Origin of the sequence: Dokdonella sp. (genome assembly GCF_036518555.1) — a bacterium.
Lineage (GTDB): Bacteria > Pseudomonadota > Gammaproteobacteria > Xanthomonadales > Rhodanobacteraceae > Dokdonella_A.
Map to the genome: position 1 here is coordinate 1 of NZ_DATDMY010000260.1, position 22,124 is coordinate 22,124.

17 protein-coding genes and 2 pseudogenes are annotated in these 22,124 nt (G+C 68.2%); 3 read left to right on the forward strand and 16 right to left on the reverse strand.

All coding sequences use genetic code 11. The features are described from left to right. Positions 1-49: 49 nt before the first annotated feature. The 3 genes from rfbC to rfbB all read right to left on the reverse strand — a co-directional run bounded on the left by rfbC (position 50) and on the right by rfbB (position 2,797). Complete coding sequence (rfbC, locus tag VI238_RS14130) at positions 50-604, reverse strand: dTDP-4-dehydrorhamnose 3,5-epimerase (RefSeq protein WP_331652453.1); 555 nt, start codon at positions 602-604, stop codon at positions 50-52. After that, a complete protein-coding gene (rfbA, locus tag VI238_RS14135) occupies positions 601-1,488 on the reverse strand; it encodes a glucose-1-phosphate thymidylyltransferase RfbA (RefSeq protein ID WP_331652455.1) in 888 nt (295 codons plus the stop codon). The genes rfbC and rfbA overlap by 4 nt, the downstream gene beginning before the upstream one ends. A gap of 256 nt (positions 1,489-1,744) precedes the next feature. Further along, positions 1,745-2,797 (reverse strand): dTDP-glucose 4,6-dehydratase, encoded by a 1,053-nt coding sequence (gene rfbB / locus VI238_RS14140; RefSeq protein WP_331652457.1) that lies wholly within the window; start codon positions 2,795-2,797, stop codon positions 1,745-1,747. Positions 2,798-3,004: 207 nt separating this feature from the next. Between rfbB and VI238_RS14145 the strand changes: the two genes are divergently transcribed. Next, positions 3,005-3,454: a nuclear transport factor 2 family protein gene (locus tag VI238_RS14145; protein ID WP_331652459.1), complete on the forward strand. Its 450-nt coding sequence runs from the start codon at positions 3,005-3,007 to the stop codon at positions 3,452-3,454. A 502-nt stretch (positions 3,455-3,956) separates the two neighbouring features. Beyond that, entirely contained in the window at positions 3,957-7,088 is a 3,132-nt protein-coding gene (locus VI238_RS14150) for a M36 family metallopeptidase (RefSeq protein WP_331652461.1), read from the forward strand. A gap of 198 nt (positions 7,089-7,286) precedes the next feature. Here VI238_RS14150 and VI238_RS14155 read toward each other — a convergent pair whose 3' ends face one another. From VI238_RS14155 to VI238_RS18770, 4 genes and pseudogenes are all read right to left on the reverse strand, one after another. After that, a complete protein-coding gene (locus VI238_RS14155) occupies positions 7,287-8,249 on the reverse strand; it encodes a hypothetical protein (protein ID WP_331652463.1) in 963 nt (320 codons plus the stop codon). Between the two features lie 102 nt (positions 8,250-8,351). Beyond that, positions 8,352-8,843: pseudogene (locus VI238_RS18765) on the reverse strand (hypothetical protein); the annotation flags it as partial. Positions 8,844-8,963: 120 nt separating this feature from the next. Continuing rightward, a complete protein-coding gene (locus VI238_RS14160) occupies positions 8,964-9,566 on the reverse strand; it encodes a hypothetical protein (RefSeq protein ID WP_331652465.1) in 603 nt (200 codons plus the stop codon). Between the two features lie 19 nt (positions 9,567-9,585). Next, a pseudogene (locus VI238_RS18770) lies at positions 9,586-11,073 on the reverse strand (hypothetical protein); the annotation flags it as partial. Positions 11,074-11,122: 49 nt separating this feature from the next. Here VI238_RS18770 and VI238_RS14165 point away from each other — a divergent pair. After that, a complete protein-coding gene (locus VI238_RS14165) occupies positions 11,123-11,401 on the forward strand; it encodes a DUF4242 domain-containing protein (protein WP_331652467.1) in 279 nt (92 codons plus the stop codon). Positions 11,402-11,467: 66 nt separating this feature from the next. Here VI238_RS14165 and mddA read toward each other — a convergent pair whose 3' ends face one another. The 9 genes from mddA to VI238_RS14210 form a co-directional block, all read right to left on the reverse strand. After that, complete coding sequence (mddA, locus tag VI238_RS14170) at positions 11,468-12,226, reverse strand: methanethiol S-methyltransferase (protein WP_331652469.1); 759 nt, start codon at positions 12,224-12,226, stop codon at positions 11,468-11,470. Positions 12,227-12,748: 522 nt separating this feature from the next. Beyond that, positions 12,749-14,440, reverse strand: coding sequence for a hypothetical protein (locus VI238_RS14175; protein WP_331652471.1), 1,692 nt, complete (start codon positions 14,438-14,440; stop codon positions 12,749-12,751). Positions 14,441-14,594: 154 nt separating this feature from the next. Continuing rightward, entirely contained in the window at positions 14,595-15,461 is an 867-nt protein-coding gene (locus tag VI238_RS14180; RefSeq protein ID WP_331652473.1) for an alpha/beta fold hydrolase, read from the reverse strand. Between the two features lie 193 nt (positions 15,462-15,654). Next, positions 15,655-17,121, reverse strand: coding sequence for a right-handed parallel beta-helix repeat-containing protein (locus tag VI238_RS14185; RefSeq protein WP_331652475.1), 1,467 nt, complete (start codon positions 17,119-17,121; stop codon positions 15,655-15,657). 549 nt (positions 17,122-17,670) lie between these two features. After that, positions 17,671-18,231, reverse strand: a complete 561-nt coding sequence (locus VI238_RS14190; RefSeq protein ID WP_331652477.1) for a hypothetical protein — start codon at positions 18,229-18,231, stop codon at positions 17,671-17,673. A 21-nt stretch (positions 18,232-18,252) separates the two neighbouring features. Then, positions 18,253-18,732 carry a hypothetical protein gene (locus tag VI238_RS14195; protein WP_331652479.1) on the reverse strand — a complete coding sequence of 160 codons (480 nt, stop codon included), beginning with the start codon at positions 18,730-18,732 and terminating at the stop codon, positions 18,253-18,255. Between the two features lie 412 nt (positions 18,733-19,144). Further along, entirely contained in the window at positions 19,145-20,911 is a 1,767-nt protein-coding gene (locus VI238_RS14200; RefSeq protein WP_331652481.1) for an ABC transporter ATP-binding protein, read from the reverse strand. Further along, entirely contained in the window at positions 20,908-21,363 is a 456-nt protein-coding gene (locus VI238_RS14205; protein WP_331652483.1) for a hypothetical protein, read from the reverse strand. Before VI238_RS14205 ends, VI238_RS14200 begins: the two co-directional genes overlap by 4 nt. A 98-nt stretch (positions 21,364-21,461) precedes the next feature. After that, on the reverse strand, positions 21,462-21,986 hold the full coding sequence (locus VI238_RS14210; RefSeq protein ID WP_331652485.1) for a MauE/DoxX family redox-associated membrane protein: 525 nt from the start codon (positions 21,984-21,986) through the stop codon (positions 21,462-21,464). Between the last annotated feature and the right edge of the window lie 138 nt (positions 21,987-22,124).

The window sequence follows — 22,124 nt, forward strand, 5'->3', positions numbered from 1 at the left end:
ATCGCGGCTTCCGCCGCTCCCACAGAACCCTGGACTGCGCAGCGCGCGGTCATGGATACGTCGGCAACCGGTCGTGCGGCACGTCGGCGAGGAACGGCGCCTTCATGTCCTTGTCCGACAACGACGGTTCGGCGATCGGCCAGTCGATCGCGAGCGCGGCATCGTTCCAGCGGATGGCCGCATCGCTCGCGCGGTCGTACAGCGCGGTGCACTGGTAGGTGAACGTGGCGTACTCGGACAGGACGACGAAGCCGTGGGCGAACCCTTCCGGGACCCAGAAGTGGCGCTTGTTTTCGGCCGAGAGGATCGCCGCGGCCCAGCGGCCGAACGTCGGCGAGCCGACGCGGATGTCGACCGCGACATCGTAGACCTCGCCCTCGAGCACGCTGACGAGCTTGCCCTGCGGGTTCGGCCACTGGTAGTGCAGCCCACGCAGCACGCCCCGTGCGGAGCGCGACACGTTCGACTGCACGAACGCGAAATCGAAGCCCGCATCGCGGAATCGCTGCTGGTTGAAGCTTTCGTAGAAGAATCCGCGTGCGTCGCCGTGCACGGCAGGCTCGATCACGACGCAGCCGGGCAATTCGGTCCGGATGACTTTCACGGGACGCGACCCTGCCGGACCATCGCCTGCAGGTACTGGCCGTAACCGTTCTTCGCCAGCGGCGCGGCCAGGCGCAGCACCTGCTCGGCATCGATCCAGCCCTGCTGGAACGCGATCTCTTCGGGGCAGCACACCTTGAGGCCCTGGCGATTCTCGATCGTCTGCACGTAGTTGGACGCCTCGACGAGCGACTCGTGCGTGCCCGTGTCGAGCCAGGCGTAGCCGCGACCGAGCTTCTCGAGCATGAGCTCGCCCGCGTCGAGGTAGCGGCGGTTGAGGTCGGTGATCTCGAGTTCGCCGCGCGGCGAGGGCTTCAACGCAGCCGCGCGGTCGCACACCGTGCCGTCGTAGAAGTACAGCCCCGTGACGGCCCAGTTCGAGCGCGGTTGCGCGGGCTTCTCCTCGAGGCCGATGACGCGGCCGCCCGCGTCGAACTCGGCGACGCCGTAACGCTCGGGATCGCGCACCCAATAGCCGAACACGGTCGCGCCCTGCTCGCGCGAAGCCGCACGCGCGAGCTGCTCGGTGAAGCCGTGGCCGTAGAAGATGTTGTCGCCGAGCACGAGGCAGCTCGGCTCGCCCGCGACGAAGTCGCGCCCGATCAGGAACGCCTGCGCGAGTCCGTCGGGCGACGGTTGCACCGCGTAGCGGACCGAGATGCCCCACTGCGAGCCGTCGCCGAGCAGGCGCTCGAACAGCGCCTGCTCGTGCGGCGTGTTGATCACGAGCACATCGCGGATGCCGGCGAGCATGAGCGTCGACAGCGGGTAGTAGATCATCGGCTTGTCGTACACCGGCAACAGCTGCTTGCTGATCGCCTGCGTGACCGGGTAGAGCCGCGTCCCCGAACCGCCCGCGAGGATGATCCCGCGCCTCGTCGTCATCTCGTTACTCCGATTCTCTGAAAGCTAAAGCAGAAGACTGAAACAGGAAGGACACGAAGGGCACGAAGGAAAAGCAGAATCAGTCAAAAAGCCTGAAACACGGAGCACACGGAGCACATGGAGAAAAGCAAGGCAAGGAAAAGCCTTTCCTGTTTGAAAGCTTTTCCTCCGTGTGCTCCGTGTTTCAATCTCTAATCTTGGCTTTTCCTTCGTGTCCTTCGTGTCCTTCGTGTTTCAATCTTTCGGCTCTTGGACTTCAAACGCCCAATCGTTCCATCCGGTAGCTGCCGTCGAGGACGCGGCCGACCCAGTCCTGGTGGTCGAGGTACCAGTCGATCGTGCGCGCGAGGCCGGATTCGAACGACTCGGTCGGGCGCCAGCCGAGATCGCGCTTGATCTTCGAGGCGTCGATCGCGTAGCGGCGGTCGTGCCCCGGACGATCCTTGACGTGGGTGATCAGCGTTTCACGCTTGCGCCCGTCGGCGAGCGGGCGGCGCTCGTCGAGCAGGCGGCAGATCGTCTTCACGACGTGGATGTTCTCGCGCTCGGCGTCGCCGCCGATGTTGTAGACCTCGCCGACACGTCCGATCTCGAGCACGCGCCGGATCGCCGCGCAGTGGTCGCCGACGTAGAGCCAGTCGCGTACGTTGCGGCCGTCGCCGTAGACCGGCAGCGGCTCGCCCGCGAGCGCCTTCTGGATCATCAGTGGGATGAGCTTCTCGGGGAACTGATATGGCCCGTAGTTGTTCGAGCAGTTCGTCGTCAGCACGGGCAGGCCGTACGTGTGATGGAACGCGCGCACGAGGTGGTCGGATGCGGCCTTCGAGGCCGAGTACGGCGAGTTCGGCTGGTACGGCGAATCCTCGCGGAAGCGGCCGACCGGGCCGAGCGAACCGTACACCTCGTCGGTCGACACGTGCAGGAAGCGGAAGCCGTCCTGGCGCTCGAGCGGCAACGCGCGCCAGTAGGCGAGCGCGCTTTCGAGCAGGTTGAGGGTGCCGACGACGTTCGTCTGCACGAACGCGGCGGGGCCGTCGATCGATCGGTCGACATGCGATTCCGCGGCGAAATTGACGAGCGCGTCGGGCCCATGCTCGGCGAACACGCGCCGCACGAGGTCGGCGTCGCCGATGTCGCCGTGCACGAACGCGTAGTCGGCGCGTCCTTCGACCGCGGCCAGCGTGTCGCGATTGCCCGCATAGGTGAGCGCGTCGAGGTTCACGATGCGCGCGCCGCCCTCGGCCAGGCTTGCGAGCACGAAGTTGCCGCCGATGAAGCCGGCGCCGCCGGTGACGAGCAGGGTTTTCATCCGATCCGCGATCCGGGAGGGGGAAAAAGCCGGTGATCCGGCCCGTTTCGTATCGTAGCGGCAGGCGCGGGCGAACGCGAATCCGGCTCCGCGCCAGCCGGGGTCATTGCCGGCCGAAAACGGCCAGTGCGCCGGCCCCGCCGACGCTAGCATCGTCCCTGCCGGTCGCCGCGCGACCGTCCCCTTTCCCGATGCGAGACGACGATCATGCCCTTGCCGACCCTGGCCGCGACGGCCGCCCTGCTCAGCGCGGCCGCGCCCTCCGGCGACGCCGCCGACATCGCCGCACTCATCGCGACCGACCGACGCATGCAACGCGCATTCGTCGATCGCGACCTCGGTGCACTGCGCGAGATCTTCACCGACGACTACGTGCTCGTGCTCTCGAGCGGCGTCGAACGCACGAAGGCGATGATCCTCGCCGACGTCGCCTCGCCCGCGAACCGCTGGGATGTCAACGAGACGAGCGGCTGGGTCGTGCGCGTGCACGGCGATACCGCGATCGTCGTCGCCACGCTGCACCAGAAGGGCACCGACCACGGCAAGCCGTTCGACAGCACGGTGAAGTTCTCCGACACCTACATCCGCGATCAGGGCTGTTGGCGCAACGTGCACGCGCATGCGTCGCGCGCGGTCGACGTCGAGCCCGCCGCCTGAGACCCGATACCGCCGGATCGCGCATCGACGCGCTGCGCTGCCGACGGCCGTCCCGGCGCGGATCCCATCGCGCCTGAACACGAGCCTGCACGGACGCGTGCGCGTTCACCGTGCATGCGGGCGAGCCCGCCTATCGTAGTCGTCCAGCTCGCGGCCCGACCAAGTCTGGGAAGACCTTCAGGGGTGGCCGGTACGGAAGGAGGGCGTGAGCTGACCACTTCCCCCGGGCGAGCCGCGCGTGCGTCTGCACGAGCGTCCTCCCCACGCCGGCGCATCGCTCCCCCGATCCGCCGCACACGACTGCCCCGCAGCCGCCCGTCGCGAGACGCCGGAACCCTGCGGGGCTTCTTTTTTGAACCTCGGCGCCGCCACCGTGATAGGCGCGGCCACGATGGCGCGTATGAGCTGGAGGGAGTCGACGCTGCGATACGTACGATGTTCTTCGTTATATGCTCGCCGCGCTTGCGCGTCTCCCGCTCCCGACGACTGCCGAGGAACCCTCATGTACAGCCCCGACTTTTTCGCCCGGCGCAGGTTCTGGCCGCTCGCCCTCGTGCTCGCGTGCGCCCAGGGCGCCATCGCCGCCGCGCCGGCCACGAACGCGCGTTTCGAGCCGATCCACCTCGATGCGCAGAGCGGCTGGCTCCCGGCGGACGCCGATGCCGCGACGCCGAAATCGGTCTCGCGCGAGGCGAGCACGACGCGCGAAGCGATCGTCGCCGCCGCGCAGCGCGCGCTCGCCGGCGACGCGAAGGCCGCACGGGTGGATGCGCCCGCCGACGCGGCGCGCGTCCATGCGACGCGCCATGGTCCGTTCGTCGTGCAGTTTCCGCAGCGGGTCGACGGCGTCGAGGTCTACGGCGCGCGCGTCGCCGTACTGCTCGACCGGTCGCTCGAGGCGAAGGCGGTCGGCGGCGGCCATAGCCCGCACGCGGCCGCGGCGCGTGCGCGCGGATTCCACGGCGACCCGATGCGCGCACTGCGCGTCGCGGCCGGCGCGATCGACGGCCTGCTCGCGGCGAGTCCGATGCGCGAGGCGGGCGAGGACGCGTCGGGTGCGCGACGCTATGCGATCGAGCGCTCGGCGGGGTTCGTGCCGAACCGGCCCGCGACGGTGAAACCGGTCTGGTATCCGGCACGCGACGCGCTGCTGCCCGCGTTCCGCGTCGAGATCGCCGGTCATCGGCCCGGGGTCGGCCGCCTCGACGCGCGTGCCCTCATCGTCGGTGCCGACGACGACCGCGTGCTGTCGAGCACCGACCTCGTGCACGACCTCGTGCCGTTCTCGTACCGCGTGTTCGCCGGCGCCGACGGCGTGCCGTACGGCGATCCGTTCGGCTACACGAACCCGTACCCGACGCGCCTGCCGAGCGGCTACCTGCCCGACGTGCCGGCGCCGATGAACCTCGTCACGCTCAGCCACGCGGGCATCGGCACCGGCGATCCGTGGCTCGCCGACGACGCGGCCACGACGTCGGGCAACAACGTCGATGCCTTCTTCAACGCCGATCCCGTCGACGAGGACGGCTACTGCACGTACGCGTCGGACGAGCAGTTCCGCCCCGAGGAAGGCGACTTCCGCGCGCCCGCGAGCGGCCCGCACGCATTCGACTACGCCTACGACGTCGACGATACGCTGGACGACTTCGTGCAATGCGACGGCGACGGCCTGCCGCAGCCGATACCGACCACGTCGCCGCAGCTCGACGCGAAGATCGTGCAGGCGTTCTACGCGACGAACTGGCTGCACGACCTGTTCTACGACCTCGGCTACGACGAGGAGGCCGGCAACATGCAGGTCGACAACCACGGCCGCGGCGGCATCGGCGGCGATCCGCTGCTCGTCTCGGCCGCGTACGCAGCGACGTTCACGCTCGTCTCGGAAGACGACGGAAACACGAACGGCGCGCTGTTCCTCGGCGCGAACGTGTACTCGCAGAGCAACCGCGACGTCAGCGCGCTCGACTTCGGCGTGCTCGCGCACGAGTGGTCGCACACGATGTTCGGCCGCCTCACGCGCATGGCGTACGCGGGCCAGCAGGGCGCGCTCAACGAAGGCATCGCCGACTTCGTCGGCCTGCTGCTGGGCGTGCGCGCCGAAGACCGCGACGCGATGCCGGATCGCCCGCCGTTCTACGGCAACTACGCGATCGGTGCGTACATGAACCGCGACTACGACTTCCCGCGCGACCCGTATCCCGCCGCGGGCTCGCCCGGCCGTCCGGACGACACCTACTACCACGGCATCCGCCGCTTCCCGCACAGTGCCGACCTCGCGATCAATCCACTCACGTTCGCGTCGATCGGCATGGATCATCCGCTGCCGGACAGCCTGCACGCCTACGACTGGAAGCTGCGCTCGCTCACCAATGCGGAGATCCACACCGCGGGCGAAATGTGGACCGAAGCGCTCTGGCAGTGCTCGCGCGGCATCCTCGCGGCGGCGCCGCCGTCGCAGTTCGAGCCGACGCGTGACCGCATCCTCGCCGACCTCGTCGCATCGCTGAAACTGATTCCAGCGGATGCCGATTACACCGAGGCGCGCAACGCGCTGCTCGCGGTGATCCGTACCGACAGCGAAGCGGACTACCGCCGCTGCCGCAGCGGCTTCGCCGAGCGCGGCCTCGGCGCGGGCGCGGTCGCACCCGGCCGCTATTCCATCGACCTGCGTGGCGCGGTCGAGAGTTTCGAGGATGCCGAACGCGCGCTCGGCATCGTCGACGTCGAGCTCGGCGAAGCGGACGGCGGCGACGGCGACGGCGTGCTCGATCGCGGCGAACGCGGCGTGCTGCGCGTGACGGTGCAGAACACGGGCTTCTCGCCGCTCGGCGCCGTACGCGTGAAGGTCGGCGCGCGCGCTAGCGACTTCGCGTTCCCGCGCGGCGCGGTCGAGAACTTCATCGCGCTCGCGCCGGGCGAGCGTCACGTCGCCGAGTTCGACGTGCGCGTGCTGCGCGCGGGAGCGGTCGAGCGGTCGCTCTCGATCGACGCCGACGATCGCCGCCGCGGCGAGGCGCAGGCGCACCGCGATGCGCGGTTCCGCGTCGACTACGACCTCGTGCGCGATCGCAGCGTCGACACGCTCGCGGCGGAGCCGACATTCGCGTCGGACTGGACCTCCGGGCTCGGCGACGCGGACGCGCCCGACTACTGCTACGTATATTGCGCCACGCACTGGCATCGCGACGCCTACGCGAGCCGGCCCGCGTACGTGATCGGCGACGTGCACGCGGCGATCGACGCGCACCTCGCGACTCAGCCGTTCGCCGTATCGGCGAGCATGCCGCTGCGCGTCGTCGTGCGCCACGACTACGCGTTCGACCGCCTCCCCGCGGACACTCGCGCGCGTCCGGGCCGCGGCACGCTCGAGGTGAGCGTCGACGGCGGCGAATGGACGGGCGCGGATGCGTATCTTGCAGGCGGCAGCGCGACGTTCACGGGAGCTTCTTCGGGCTGGCGCGACGACACGCTCGACTTCGGCTCGTCGCTCGCGGGCCATGTCGTTCGGCTGCGCTGGCACGCACGCATCGACGCCGGACATTTCGAGCACTTCAGCCACTGGGCGATCGGTCGCGTCGAAGTCCAGGGCGCGGAGCAGCCGATGTTCAGTCGCGTGGTCGCCGACCGCCGGTGAGCGTTGCGGTCAAGGCGGCACGACCGGTGAACCCGGTCGTGCCGCGTGCGCACGGCACTCGCGGCGCGTGGCGGCGGCAAGGCTGCGTGCCGCGACGCGAATGAGGGCGCCGATCCCGCGTTCGACGCCCCCCCCTTGCTGCCGGATGCGGCGCGCGATCGGGACGGATCGTGCCGCCAGCAACCCGGCATTCGACGTTCAGGGCCCGGTGGGCGCGCCTTCGAAACCGCTTTCGAAAACCGGCCAGAGGGATCGGGCCACGGCGAAGCCGTCCCGATCGTTCTCACCGGGCACGCGGACGGACGTCCTGCCCACGAAATAGAGGTGATCCGCTGCGGGCGCTCCGTACCAGAACGTGTCGTCCCCGTGCGCATACTCATAGACTCCGGATGCGCCGAACGATGCGTCCGGCTCGCCGTTCGCGCGCAACAGCACCATGACGCTGCCGAGCGAATCCGCGCGCGTGCCGCCGATCAGCACGCCCCCATCGTCGCGCACCTCGAGGATTCGACCGTCGTCGAACATCGGCAACCTGACTTTTCCAGCAAGGCCGAAACCGGGGTCGGCGAGGCCGTCTTCGGTCAGGCGCACGACGCCCGTGATCGAGTCCGACGGGGTCAGGCTCACGGGCCCCGCCAGCAGGATCCGCCCGCGATGATCGACCATCATCGAGGCGACGACATCGTTGGTATCGCCACCGAGATCGAAATGCGCGAAAGCCCAGCCGTCGTGATTCGGGCCAAACGTCTCGTCGACGTCCCCTTGCCCCGTGAGCCTCACGACGCTGAAATCGTAGCCGGAACCACCCGGGTGGATGCTCGCGCCGGCCACCAGGACCCTTCCATCGGCGAGGGGAGCGACGGACGTTGCGAGCGAGACGTCCGAACCCGGAGGCGCCACGCAGACGCGTCCGGCGCCGTGGCCGAAGGAGGCGATCGGCGCGCCCGTCGCGCCGTCGAACTTCGCGACCGCCGAGCAGGCCGCCAGCGGCTGCGGCTTGTAGGCCACGCCCACCGCGATGAGGCTGTCGCCCTGCGGCGCGACGTCGCCGAAACCTGCTTGCGACGCCTCCGTCCTGAACGCGGAGGCGCCGACGACCACTTTCCCGTCTTCGTCGAAGTCGAGATCGCGTCGGCCGAGGGACGTGATCCGGCCGAGCAACGCCGATGGACCGCTCGCCCCGACGAACGCGACCGCGCCGGCGTGCAGCAGCACGCTCCTGGCGATGCGATCCGCATTCACATCGAGCTCGAGGTCCAGTCGTCCCGACCCGGTCGGGCCGAACGTCGTGTCCTTGCGGCCGTCCGGCAGCAGCCGGATGTAGATGTAGGCCCTCGTCGTCTGCGGGCCCGCCTCGGTGACGTATCCGCCGAGCGTGACGCGTCCGTCGGGCGCAGCCAGGATGTCGAACGGGACCAGCTGGGTCCCGGTTGCGCCGATGGCCTCCGGAACGGGAATGGGCAGCACGCCATCGGGCGCTCCCGCGTACGTCGGATCGGGGGTTGGCGCGGCGACCGCGCTCGCGATGCATGCGACCGTCGACGCGAGCGCGATGGCGAGCCGACACATGCCTCCACGCATCCGCGCACGCGAGCCCCGGTTCGCGGTGGGAGCCGCGGCATCGTGCGCGCCCTGCGTGCGCGGGCGAAGCGACCGAGTCGACGCGAGTGGATTGGAGCGAGAGGACGCGAGGCGATTCGAGCGGCTTCGATGGACGTGTGACACGGCGTGTTCTCCGGTTCTGCGCTGCGGCATGCAGCCATGTACTGCGGAGAACGCAAGACGGTTCGTTGCGGCGCCACAGGCGGCGTTCCGCACATCGCCTCGCCGCACGCGATTGCGCGCGCGGCGGATCGGTTGGCGACGGACGTCCCCTCAACGCGTTTCGAATCCATTCCGGAAGATCGAGTCGCCGTACTTGAGCAGTGAAACGATGTTCGCCTCGGGCTGCCCGACGATCAGCACATGGGTCGAGCCGTTCAGCGCAGCCGACAACGTCGTGCCCTGATCCTGGACGTGGCCGAAAGCACTGTTCTCCAGGCTCAACCGGCCGGACGTGGCGAGGCCCGTGGACGGCGTGACGGCACCGATGCTGCCGCCGCAATGGCCCTCGGGATCGCAGAAATACACGAACGGCGACCATGCGACGAACTCGCCTGCGGACAGTCCATAGACCGCAAAACCGAAGAAATCGTCGGCCGCCCGGCCGAGGAGCGAGTTGTCCGCAGTGATCGGGCCGCGCAGGCCAGCGGCATGGCCGGCGCGTCGAAACCGCTCGCGAAGATCGCATCGTCGCCCGTCGACGCGTCGACCTGCAGGCGAACGATCGCGAGGTCGACGAGCCGCACGCCGTGGCGCCGCCATGTCGCTCCGGCAACGATGGGTTGCCCATCCTGAGCGCCAGTGCCGTGGAGAGGCTGTAGTCGCCGTTCGGCGCGAGGTCGAAATGGGCGATGCCGCCGTCACCGAAACCGTCATCCAGTTCGCCGGACGGCGAGGTGCGCGCGACGGTGAATTCCGGCCGCCGCGGGTTAGGCCCGGTCGCATCGACGGAATAGGCGACGCCGACGAGCAGCTTGCCGTCGAGCTGCCGGACGAGCCCCGCGGGATTGCGGTATACGGCATCGGGCGCCACGTCGAGGACGCTGTAGCCCGGCGTCGACGCACGGCCGAACGCCGCATCGGTGGCGCCGGCTTCGTCGAGGCCGCCGAGCACGATGCCCGTGCCCCCGCTCGCGAGCCGATGGTGCGCGGCGAAGACCATGCGGCGATTGGGCAGGATGAGCAATTGGCCGATCTCGTTGAAGTCGGAGGTCGCGTCCGGCCCCCTGAAGATGCGCCAGCCGCCTGCAGCGAATTCCGGATCGAGGCTGCCTCGATCGAGCAGGCGCGCCAGCGAGAAATCGATCGCGGCGCCCGACGCCGCCGCGTACGAGCCCGCGACGACGATGCGGCTGGCCCTGTCGACCGCGAGCGCATGCACGTAACTGCTGTCGCCTTCATCGCGCGGCTCGAACACGAACTCGCCGTCCGCGCGCGGACCGAAGGCGGCGTCGCGCATGCCCGCGGCATCCATGCGGATCACGACTGCGCGCGAGACGCCGGTCGCATCCACGCGCTCGCCGGCGACGACGATACGGGTGGTGGTCGCGAGCACGTCCGCCGCCAACGCGTGCAGCTGCGTTTGCGGGAACGTGACGATGCCCGCGGTGCCGAAGCCGGAGTCGAGCCGCCCATCGGCGTCGACCTTCATGACGAAACCGGTGAGCGGACCGAAGGCGAAGTTCGTGCCCGCAATGACAATCGAGCCATCGATGAGTTGGGTCATCGCTTCGACCTGCTGCATGCCCGTGTCCGACACCGCCGGGAGTTCCAGCAGGCCGGGGTTGCCGGGCGCGTTGCCGAACTGCAGGTCGAGCATGCCGTCGCCCGAAAAACGGACGAGGCTCGGCCGCTGGCGCGGATCGGGACTGCCCGCCTGCACGTAGTTGCGCGAGCCACCGACGAGGATGCGACCGTCGGAGAGCGCGAGAACGGCATGGGATGCCATCTCGTGAACGGTGACCCCGTCGGGCGTGGAGAGCCCCACGCCGTCGGTACCGAACGACGGGTCGAGGTCACCGGCTGCGGCATGGCCCGTCGGCGATGCGAGCGCCGACGAGAGCAGCACGGCGAGCGCCGCGACGAGGGTGGATGGGCAACGACGCATGTATCGGCTCCTTTGCGAGCGCGCGTGACGGTTCCCGGCAAGCCGCTCGCGCACGGCGGTCGCCCGATCGGATCCGCGGCGGAAATACCGCAGGTCTACACGGAGGACGAAACGCGGCGGCCGATGGCGCCACGCCCGTTCGGCGCGGGCGAGCAAGACTCGCAGGGTGCGGCCGGCGTCAGGGCACGGCGCGTCGTTGGTCGAAATTGCGTCTGTCGATCGGGCGCGGCGTTCACCGGGCGAGCGCAACGCATTCGCGCTGCGGGCCCCGGGCATTCCCGATCGCGCCTACGACGTTCCACCGACCACCCACGAGGAGCATGTCATGTTGAAGAAGTACATCATCGAGCGAGAGGTCCCCGGCATCGGCAACAACACCCCGGAAGGCTTCTGTGCCATCGCCCGGACGTCCAACGGTGCGCTGCAGAAGATCGGGCCGGACATCCAGTGGCTCGAGTCTTTCGTCGTCGACGAGAAGACCTATTGCGTGTATCTCGCGAGCGACGAGGAGAACATCCGCCAGCACGCGAAGCTCAGCGGATTTCCGGCGACGCGGATTCGCGAAGTGAAGGCGATCATCGATCCGTCGACCGAACTCGCGTGACGCGAGCGGGCGGTCGCGCGTGCGACCGCCCTTTTTCGCAGGATGGCCCTTGGCGCCAAGGCCCACCTACGGCACGTCGACGATCTCCACATCGCGCGAGCGCAGGCGCGGCAGGAGCATCGGCACGCGGCGCCGGTACTGCGCGTAGTCCCTGCCGAGTTCACGCAGCAGGTCGCGTTCTTCGAGCTGGATCGCGACCACGATGTAGCCCGTCGTCACCACTGCGAAAAGAAGGTGCGTCAGCGTCATCACCGGCGTCGACCAGAACGCGATGATGAAGCCGGCATAGAGCGGGTGCCGAACGACCCGATACGGACCCGGCGTGCGGAAACGCAGGTGGCCGTAGGGTTGCCCGCGCAAGTGGAGCCACACCTGGCGCAAGCCAAAGAGGTCCCAGTGATTGATGAGGAACGTCGATGCGAGCACGAGCAGCCATCCGGCGGCCGCGAGAACCATGAGCGCCAGCGCAGCACTCCCTTCGACACGCCAGACCAGGCCGCCGAGCGGACGCCAGCATGAGAACAGCGTGGCCAAGGCGGCGCTCGAGAAGAGAACGAAGGTGCTGCGTTCCGCGGCCTGCGGGATGAAGCGCGTCAGCACGTCCTTGAATCCGCGTCGGGCCATCGCGCTGTGCTGGGTCGCGAACAGCAGCAATAGCCCGACATCGACCATGAGACTGGTCGCGAACGGGCCTTCGACGTCGCCATCGATGGTACGCGGAAGGATCGGCCAGTTGCCTACGAAACCGATCGCGTAGACGAACGTAAGAAGGAACGCGATGTACGAGGCCAGCCCGTACAGCGCTACGAGGATACGTGAAACCATGGCGCATTCGCCTCCGGCACGACGCCATCTGGCGCCAATTCCGAAGACGGAATGCAGTGCACGATTACGCCACGCATCCTGGCGCGTTCCTGCGCGGCCGTGCTCGCTCCGATTACGTGGTTTCCGCACCGCGCCCTCTGCTTCGGCCCAATGCACAGGCAGACACGCGCCGGCACTCGGCCACTGATCGCACGACGCGCCAGGACTGAAATGTCCATGGAACACCACGGGCACGGAAGCCGATGCATTTTTGGCGCTAGCACACTTCCGTATTCGTTCTAGCAGCACTACCACCACCGAGTTCAGGCCCATGAACCATACGCGAGAGCTTTCCTACATCCCCACATGGGTTGCGGTGGCATTCGTCTTCACGGTGCCGACGTGGCGCTTCGGGCGTCTGCGCGGCGCGCGTCGATATCGGCCATTGACGTGGCGGTCGTAGGCCCGCGAAGCATCGGATCGGGAGACGAACACGAGTCCCGGCGCGTCGTACGGCAACGAGCGCGATGCATGCATGGATCGCTACTCCACCGCTGCAGGGACATCCCCGTCGTGCGACCCTGCGTCGGCGTCGAGACCGCTCGCGAAGATCGTGTCGTAGTCGATGAGCTGCAGCTCGACCGCGCCGAGATCGCGCGAGCCGAAGACGTTGGGGACGCCCAAGGTATCGACGTTGCGAGGATTTCCATAGAGGTCGACCGCGTCGCCTGGAGCGTCCGACGCGACATCCACGCCGAGCGAGGTCGGCCGTAGTGCGAAGAAGTCGCCGAATGCGGGACGCCCCTCGATGACGACATCGCCGGCGCTCGCGCCGATGCGATTCGGCGCCAGCACGCGCTGCACGTTCACGCCGGCGCGGGACCCTTCGACCTGCAACAGGGGTTGCGCCTGGTCGACGATGCTGTCGATGACGCCGAACGACGCGGCGTCGATCGCGAGCAGCGTCCGGCCGAAGGTGCCGCCGTTTTCCGCGACGGTGAGATTGACGGCGGACACGTAGGCACCGCCGAGCGCTTCGATGACGTCGTCGCGCAAGGTGTTGCTGAAGACGAGCGAGTTGTAGACATGCAGGCCCGCATCGCTCGCCGGCTGGCCCAGATTGGTGGAGAAGACCGCATTCGCGGTGTTGCTATGGATGGTGGCGCGATCGATGATGGCGAGGGCGCTGTTACCCACCGCGATCAGCGGCTTGCCGTCCGCCATGACGTTGTTGTACATGAATTCGCCTTCGAAGCGCGTACCCGCTGCCGGCGGATATGCGCAGTTCGTCCCCATATGCAGGCGCGCGAGGGGCCCGGTCACGCGCACGAGGCTGCCGTAGGCGGCGTCCGGTGCACCGCTCACGGGATGCACATCCGTCAGCACGTGCTGACCGAAGTACACGCCTTTCACGCACACGGTGTACAAACCCGCGGCGTGCGCGGGCGCATCGATGTGGAGCGCGCCGCGCAGGTTGCCGCCGAAACCCAGTCCATCCGAATACAGGTGCGACTCGATCGTGTCGGTGGTGCCGGCGAAGTGAAGGAACTCGAGCCCGTACGTCTCATTCAGCTGGAAGACATCGCCCGATGCGCCGATGTCGGCGACGGCGGGGGATTCGATGCGCAAACCGGATCCGCGATTCTGCTTGAGCGTGTTGTTGGCGCCATCCATCGTCAGCACGGCATTGCCGAACACGACCGCGCCGTTGCCGTAGTTGCCTTCGATGTGGACGTCATCGAGGAACTGCAGATAGGCGGTACCGCCCTCACCCTCGAACGAAAGACCACCGGCGCCGTCGATGTACTGCCCGTTGACGTTGTTCCGGATACTCACGTCCTCGAGCACGAGGCTGCCGCGCCCGCTGTAGTCGACGCCGCCCCCGCGATGGGCACTGCCGGAGCGGCCGTGCATGATCTCCAGGTGCTTGAGGTTGACGACGCCGCCGCCGCGGATCTTCAGGACCGGCGATTCGTCGTCACCGGTGATTCGCGTGCGGCCCGTCGGCGAGGGCGACCAGCAGTTGTCGAAGCCGCCGACGATGTCGACGTCGAGGCTATTGATGCTCAGGTGCTGGTTGTCGTACGTGCCGGACTGCACGTCGCTGGTGACCCATATCTCGTCAGGACCAGGATTTTCCACCGCCTTCTGCAACGCGCCAGCGAGCGTGGGCGTCGTGCAGTTGCCGGGAATGCCTGCCTGCCCGACCGTGATGATCATCGCCGACGCATTCACGGCGCACAGTGCTCCGAGCAGGACAAGAGCAATGGAACCGACAGCCGTGGGGGGAATCGAGCGCATCGCAGGCAATCTCCGAGTAACTTGCCCGTATCAACGTCAAATCCACCGGGGCAGCGACGCGCAGTTGCGACCATCGGCACGTTCGCACTCAGCGCTGCAGAACGGCCTCCCGGCACGTGGCGACGGCCTCGACGAGGCGCGGCCACAAGGTATCCGCCCGCGACGTCCGGAATACGCCGAAATGCCCGATCGGCCCGACGCGATCGTCGTCCGCGCGGATCGTCTCCATCACGCAGCCCGACGCATTCGCAAGCCGTGCACCGAAATCCGCCACCGCCGCCCGCGTGCCCCACGGGTCGTCGGCGATCTGGAACAGGTGCAGGTGGCCGCGGAACCGCCACGCGTTCGCATCGAACGCCGGCTCCGAGAACACGAAGTCGCGACGCCGCGCCCAGCGCGAGAACTCCAGCCCGAAGCGCGGACCCATGTTGCGGCGAAAACCGATCACGCCAGGCCACACGCCGAACATGCGACATGACGCCGGCACGAGGGCATGCCACGCGAGCCAGTGCGCATAGCGGTGCGGGCGCGCCATGTGCCGCCAATGCCCTGACAATGCGGCGACGCCGATCAATGCATCTATGCGATCGGCCGCCGGCTGCACGCCGGCCATCCAGCCGCCTGCACTGTGACCGATCACGATCAGGGGACCGTGGCGCGCGTGATCGTGCGCGTGCGCGAGCACGGCCGGATAGTCCTGCTCGATCCAGGTCGAGAATCCGCATTCGCGGCGCCGATGCCGGTCGATGGCCGACTCGCCGACGCCGCGGAAATCGAACACGAGTACATCATGGCCCGTTTCGGCCAGATGCTCGCAGAATGGCGTGTAGAAGCGTGCTTCGGCCGCCGCGCCGGGCGCCACGACCACGGTCGCCCGCGGCTTCGTTTGCGCGCGATGCCATCGACCTGCGACGCGCGCGCCGTCCGCGCACGCGATGGATACCTGCTCGACCATGGGTTCTCCGCAAAAATCGTCATTCCCTGCATGGGCAGAAACGATGTTTCCCGGCACGCAGCGACGGCAACGGCGTGGAACGAGCAGCGCGAGATCGCACGCGAATGCGGCGCAACCGTGCGAAAGCAGGACGCCGCGCCGGACCGGACCAGGACGGGCCGTCACCTCGGCGCCGACGTCCCCACGAATCGGCTCAGGTCGCCTCGAAGCCGTCTGCGAACAGCGCCTGTTCCTGCGTCTCGAACGCACCGAGGTCGCGCGCACCATGCATGTTGGGCGCCTCCGGAAGATCGACGTCGCGCGGGTGGCCGTCGAAGTCGACGCCGCTGCCGGCCGGCGCGTAGTCGATGCCCGGCGACCCCGGCGCCAAATGGCCGAGCGAATCCAGGTAGGCCGGCACGCCGATCAGGATATCGTGATCGCCGCCGTCCGGCATGCCGTCTCGGTTTCGCGCGAGCACGCGCGACACGCGCAACGCAGAAGGATCGCCGGAGAACGACATCAGCGGCTGCGGCTGGTCGACGATCGAGTCGCGCACCACGAGCGAGTACGGGCCGCCCGCCGCGAAGCTGACGAAGTCACCGAAGTTGTTGCGAATCGTCGTATCGGCGATCTCGATCGCGCTCCCGTCGACGGCCTCGATGAACCGGGGCTCGACAATGTTGCCGGCGACAACGGCATTCTGCAGCGTGATCACGGAAGCGACATCATCCGACGCGCGCAGCGTCGAGAGCAGCGCAGCCGAGGAATTTCCGGCGATCAACACGCGCTGCATGTCGATGCGCGCGCCGTCCTGCGCGACGACCAGGGCCTGATCCGATGTCGCATTGCCGACGATCGTGTTGCATTGCCCGATATCCCGCGGTGCGGCGCAGGTGACATCGGCGTCGGGAGGAAAGAGGCACTGGGCGCCATTGATGTCCAGTGTCGCCAACGAGCCACTCGCCCTAATCACCGCCCCCTGGCTGCCGTCGATCGCGATGCCGCGTGCGCACACGCGATGTGACGAGCCCGCCGCCGTCTGCAGGAGCGCGCCCTGCTGGTTGCCGGAGATGCGCAGCGGATCGGCCGCATCGATCGAGTACAGCAGCGTGGGCGGAGCTTCGTTCGCACCGAAATGACTGATGGCGATGCCGTAGCCGCGGTTGTCGCTGATCACCTTGCCGCGCGCGCCGATCTGCACGCTCGCCGCGCTGTCGACCAGAATCCCGCTCCCGCCGTTGCGCGCCACCGCGTTGCCGTCGCCGCGAATCGCCATCATCGCGTCCCAGAGGAAGACGCCGTCGCCGAGATTGTCCGCAACCTCCACGTACCCGGCGAACAGCAGTCGCGCTGTGCCGCCGTTGCCGATCACCGCGATGCCCGCACCGTTGTTTGCACCGAGCGCTGCATCGGTCAATTCGAGATCGCCGTAGCCTTGCCACTCGATGCCCTTGCTGCCGCCCTCCAGTCGCAATCCGCGCAGCTGCAAGGAGGTCCGTCCGGATACGAACAATACCGCCTGGCCGGGCACGCCGCCCTGCACAATCGTGTTCACGCTCGTGGGCTCCGGCGTCACGCAGTCCGACAGGCCGCCGACGATCTCCAGCCGTGCTCCTTCGTCCTGCCCCATCAGGGTCAGGCTCTCGCGATACGCGCCGCCATCGACATCGTTCGTCACGAGGATTCGATGGTCGCCGCCGCTGGCGCGAGCGCGGTCGATCGCGGCCTGGATCGTATGGACTGTGCACGCCTCGGAGCGCCCGACCAGAATCGTTTCGGCCGCGACCGGTGCGGCTGCGCATAGCGCGGCGGCCGCGGCCATCGCAAGCAGGCCCGGACGATGCATCCGAAGCGCGCTGGATTTCGTGTGGAATGACATGCGATCCTCGCTGGAGTACACGGGAAGAACGGGATGGTCGCGGCGCCAGCCATGCGCCCATCCTGACCAACGTCGTCGGGCGATCGACAGCGACATGCCCGGCGCCCTCTCCCGCCAACGCCCACGAGGGTGCCGCAGTGCGGACCATCCTCTCGCAGCCAGGTTCGCCACTATCGGCTTCCCGGTCTTGCCCTACCCGAACGCAATATGCGGCTGATCACGGATCCGCTGCGACCGCGTCAACGTCGAGGCGGCCGGGACGGACTCCTGCGGCAGACCCGCATGGCGGACGCGGCGAGCGCCATCAGGGGCCGCTAGCAAACGGCCACGGCCGGCACCGGCGCTCGGTCATCGACGTGCGGCAGAATGGCGGCGGAATATCATGTCGAAGGCAGGCCTCCAGGTCTTGCCGCCGTCCTCCGATACCATCGCCGATTCATGCACGGCGTCGCCGTGTTTCCGCCACGTAATCCGCTGCCGCACCGTCGAGCCGTCCTTGAGATGCGTCTCTCCTTCCAGGACCAGGGCACCGCGGTTCCACCCACCGGAGATCAGCATGAGCGAGCCGCGATTGGTGATCCACGTCTGCTGCCATTGCTCGCGCACGGGGTCGTAGGCGAGCAGGCTTTCGCCCACGAGACCGTCGGTCTGTTCGTATTGCTCGCGGATGGCGCATCCGCTCGCGACGCGTTCGATGCGCGCGCGCGCCTGCACGGGACCTTTGGGTGCATCGGCTTCGAAGACATCCCAGTCGCCGATCCAGAAGTCCAGCTGGCGGTACGCCTCTTCACCGCAATCCGCTGCGGCGGGCGAGGTCGCCGCGAGTGCTTCGACGGGCTGGCCGGCAGCGCCGACGACCGGTAGCGCGAGGGCGGATAGAAGAAGCAGTGCATGCGTCGGGCGAATCATCGCGCGGTCTCCCTTTCCCCATCACTCCACATCGAACGCCTGCAGTTCCACCGGCAGGGTCCCGTTGAGCACCAGAGCGGAGAAGGTGACGCCGCCCGTCGCTTGTGCGCAGTCGTCGGTGATCTCCAGCGTCCAGATACCGTTGATCTGCTCCGGTCGCAGCCCGCCGAAGACTGCATCCAGGGAAACGACCTGCGCGGCAGCTTCGGCAGTGGCCCGATAGAAGCCCGGTGCAATCGTTCCATCGTGCGGCGCGCTCGCCGCCGCCGCCCACCAGTCCAATGGGCCGTCGTCCGCGAACTGGTACTGGCCTTCGACGTCGCTGCCATCATCGCCAACGATGTCCTGCCCCGTATCGCCGAAGAGGGTGGCGGCAGGGGAGCCACCGGGTGCGGCAAGCCGCGCGTGAAGGTCGCCGACATGCGTGTGCGCGGGCCCGAACGTGATGCGTACGCCTACGTGATGGAGCGAGGTCGTCATGCCGCGCACCGGGAACTCCATGACGAGCGGCGATCCTTGCGAAGACGCGTTGCAGACGACGTCCCCACCGCTGCTCGGGCCATCCGGAATCGGCCCCGAGCCGACGCCCGCGATCTCGATCGCCGTGGCCTGGCCGACGACGCCGAGCAGGACGGCCAGTATCGGCGACGTGCGATGCGCGTGAGCGAAGGATGCGTTGCGCGGAAATCCTCGCCGACGCGCAGGCGAATCGTGCGCGTCGTGCGCGTGCGCGAAAGTGAAAGCCGTCGCGAGGTGTCCAAGTCCTTGCGGGAGATCGCAGGAAGCCATGATGTTTGCGCCGAAGTTGCGAAGACGTTCGAGATTCACTTGCCTCGATCAACGTCGTCCGGCACGGAGCAGCGCCAGCGCGGCGCGGTTCCGCCTCCGCAGTCGGCGCCGAGGCATCCTGCTCTCAAGCGTGGCCGCCCGCGGCGGCGATTGCGTGGGTCCCGAGCAGCTGCTCTCCGACCAGGCGCCGGTACAGCGGTGCGGCGGCGCTCATCAGTTCGTCGTGCGTGCCCTCCTGGACGATGCGCCCGCTATCGAGCACGACGATGCGATCGGCGTGGATCACCGTCGAGTAGCGATGCGCGATGAGGATCGCCGTCCGCCCGGACATCAGCCGGTCGATCGCCTCCTGCACCTGCTTTTCGCTCTCCGAATCGAGCGCGCTGGTGGCCTCGTCGAGGATGAGGATCCGCGGATCGCGAAGCGCCGCGCGCGCGATCGCGACGCGCTGGCGCTGGCCGCCGGACAGCTGTACTCCGCGGTCGCCGACCATCGTTTCGTAACCTTCCGGCAGGCCTTCGATGAACTCGTGCAGCCCCGCAAGCCTCGCGGCCGCAACGATGTCGGCGAATGCGACGGGCCGATGGCCGGCCGAGAAGGCGATGTTGTCGCAGATCGATTCGGCGAACAGGAGCGGCTGCTGCTCCACCAGCGCGACGTTGTCGCGGATCGCGGGCGCGCCGAGCGACGAAGCCTCTACTCCGTCGAAGCGGATGCAGCCGTGGTCGGGCTCGTAGAAGCCGAGAAGGAGCGCGACGACAGTCGACTTTCCCGCTCCCGACGGCCCGACGAGGGCGATCTTCTCGCCGGCGCGGATCGACAGCGTGACGCCATCGAGCGCCTTGCGATCCGGGCGCTGCGGATAGGAGAACGCGACGTCCTGCAGATCGATGCTGCCATCCAGGACCACGTTCCGTGAGATCGGTTCGATGGTGCGCTCGTGGTCCATGAGGCCAAACACTCGATCCGTGGCGCCGATGGCACGCATCCATTCCGACCATACGCTGCTCAACGCACCGGCCGAATCCGTGATCATGTTGGCGTAGGCGACGAAGGCGGCGAGCTCGCCGACGGAAAGCACGCCCTGCGACACGAGGCGGACTCCACCCAACAGCAACGCGATCGACGACAGATACGTCAGAAACGACGACGCCCCCGAGTACGCCGCACTCACGCGCGCGTTCGCGAGTTCTGCTTGCAGCGTCGCGTCAACTCGCCCTGCGAAGCAACGCGCCGACTCGGTCTGCTGGTTGGTCGCATGCACCAGGCGGACATTGGCGAGATGCTGCAACGCCACGTCATTCGATTCCGCATGCAGTGCGCGGATCGTTCCGGCGCGCTCGCGCAGGTCCCTGCCCGCTCGCCGACTCAGCACCCAGGCCGGCGGAAGGAAGGCGACCACGAGAAGGCCCAGTGAAGGGGACATCCGCATCAGCAGCGCGGTGGCGCCCACGAGCACGCAGACTGAACGCAATGCGAGTGCCGACGTCATCATGAGCGAGTCGTGCACGGCTTCCGTATCGCCGGAAAGCCGGCTGGCGAGCGTACCGACCGTGTGCTCGTCGTAGAACGCGATCGGCTTGCGCAGGAGCGCGCCGAACAACAGATGTCGCATCCTCGCGCCGACCCGATGCCCTGTCGATTCGAACAGGTAATAGCGCGCGGCCGACGCCAGCGGCAGCAGCACGAGCGTGGCACCGACGACAAGGGCGACGTCGCGATCAAGCAACGCGGCACTGCCGGCCGTGGCGCCATCGACGATACGCGACAAGGCCTGCGGGAAGGCCAACTGCAGTACGACGGCGACGAGCATCATCGCCACGCCGGCGACGAAGCGCGGCCAGAAGGGGGTCAGCAGCGCGATCCGCCCGATTGGAGGCGAGGCGCTCATGGTGTCCGAACCGCCGCGGTGTCGCCGAGCTGCTCGCGCAGACGCAGCCAACCTTCGTCGCCGATGTCACCGCGCGCGACAAGGACGCCTGCGTCATCGACGAACAGATAGTGCGGCGTCGACAGCGACGGATTGAGCAAACGGTAGCCGCGGAGTTCCGTACGTGCCCAGGCCAAGGCGAGCGCGCCGTCGAGGAATCCGACCAGGCGTCGGCGCGACTCGACCGTCACGAGGCTGATCCGCAGGCCGTCGCGCGCCGCCAGTGGCAGCAACCGAGCGACCTCCGGCAGCGTGTCGCGGCATTTGGGGCATCGGCTGGCGAGGAACAACAGGGCATTGGCGACGCCGGGCACCGGCAGCACGACCCGAGCCCCCGAACTCGAACGGGCATCGACGGCTGGCACGCGTTCGCCGACGGCAGGGCGCGGCGGGGACGTCGCGTTGACGACCATCGCGCGCGCGGCGGCGAGAACCTGCAGCGTCAGTATCAGGTTGAGGGCGACGCACGCCGCGAGCAGCGCGCACGCGAAGGCCAGCGTGTCACCATCGATCACGGCGCACCGTCCGACGCGTGCAGTACCAGCACCACGATGCGATGGAACTGGGACAGTACGACGACCCACAGCACACCGAAGGCCGAAGCCAGCGCGCAAGCCACGGCTGCGCGCGCATCGGTGGCAGGCTCCACCACGAGGCAGAATGCGAGACCGGTCGCGATCACGACGTTGCGCGCCACGTCGTGCGCGGACACCGGCCGCTCGCCCTCACCGAAGCAGCTGCACTTCACCACGTCGCGCCCTGCATGGGCGCGAGCCAGCAGGCCCGTGAAGACGAAGAAAATCAGCAGAGCGGTCGACAGCCACGCGGTGCGCCGTACCGCGTCGAATGCAAGCGCGGCCGCGAGCGCGGCTTCCACACCGATGACGACCGGCGCGAGGTATAGGGCCGTCGTGTCGCTGACCTTCAGGAAGCCGGTGACGTTGCGGCGGAACGCCCGGAAGTCCGCCAGCTTGCTCGCTGCGGCGTACGCGAGCAGGCCGGCAACGCCGTAGCGGATCGAATCGGCGGCGAACACGCTGATCATCGCGTGGTCCGGCGCCAGCGCGTACCGACGCCGCGCGCCCCACGCGCGCGCGAGCGCACGTCGGCCGCGGTGACGACGAGGGCGTCGCACCACTCTTCCTCGACGCGATTCGTGCCCGCGAGATGTTCG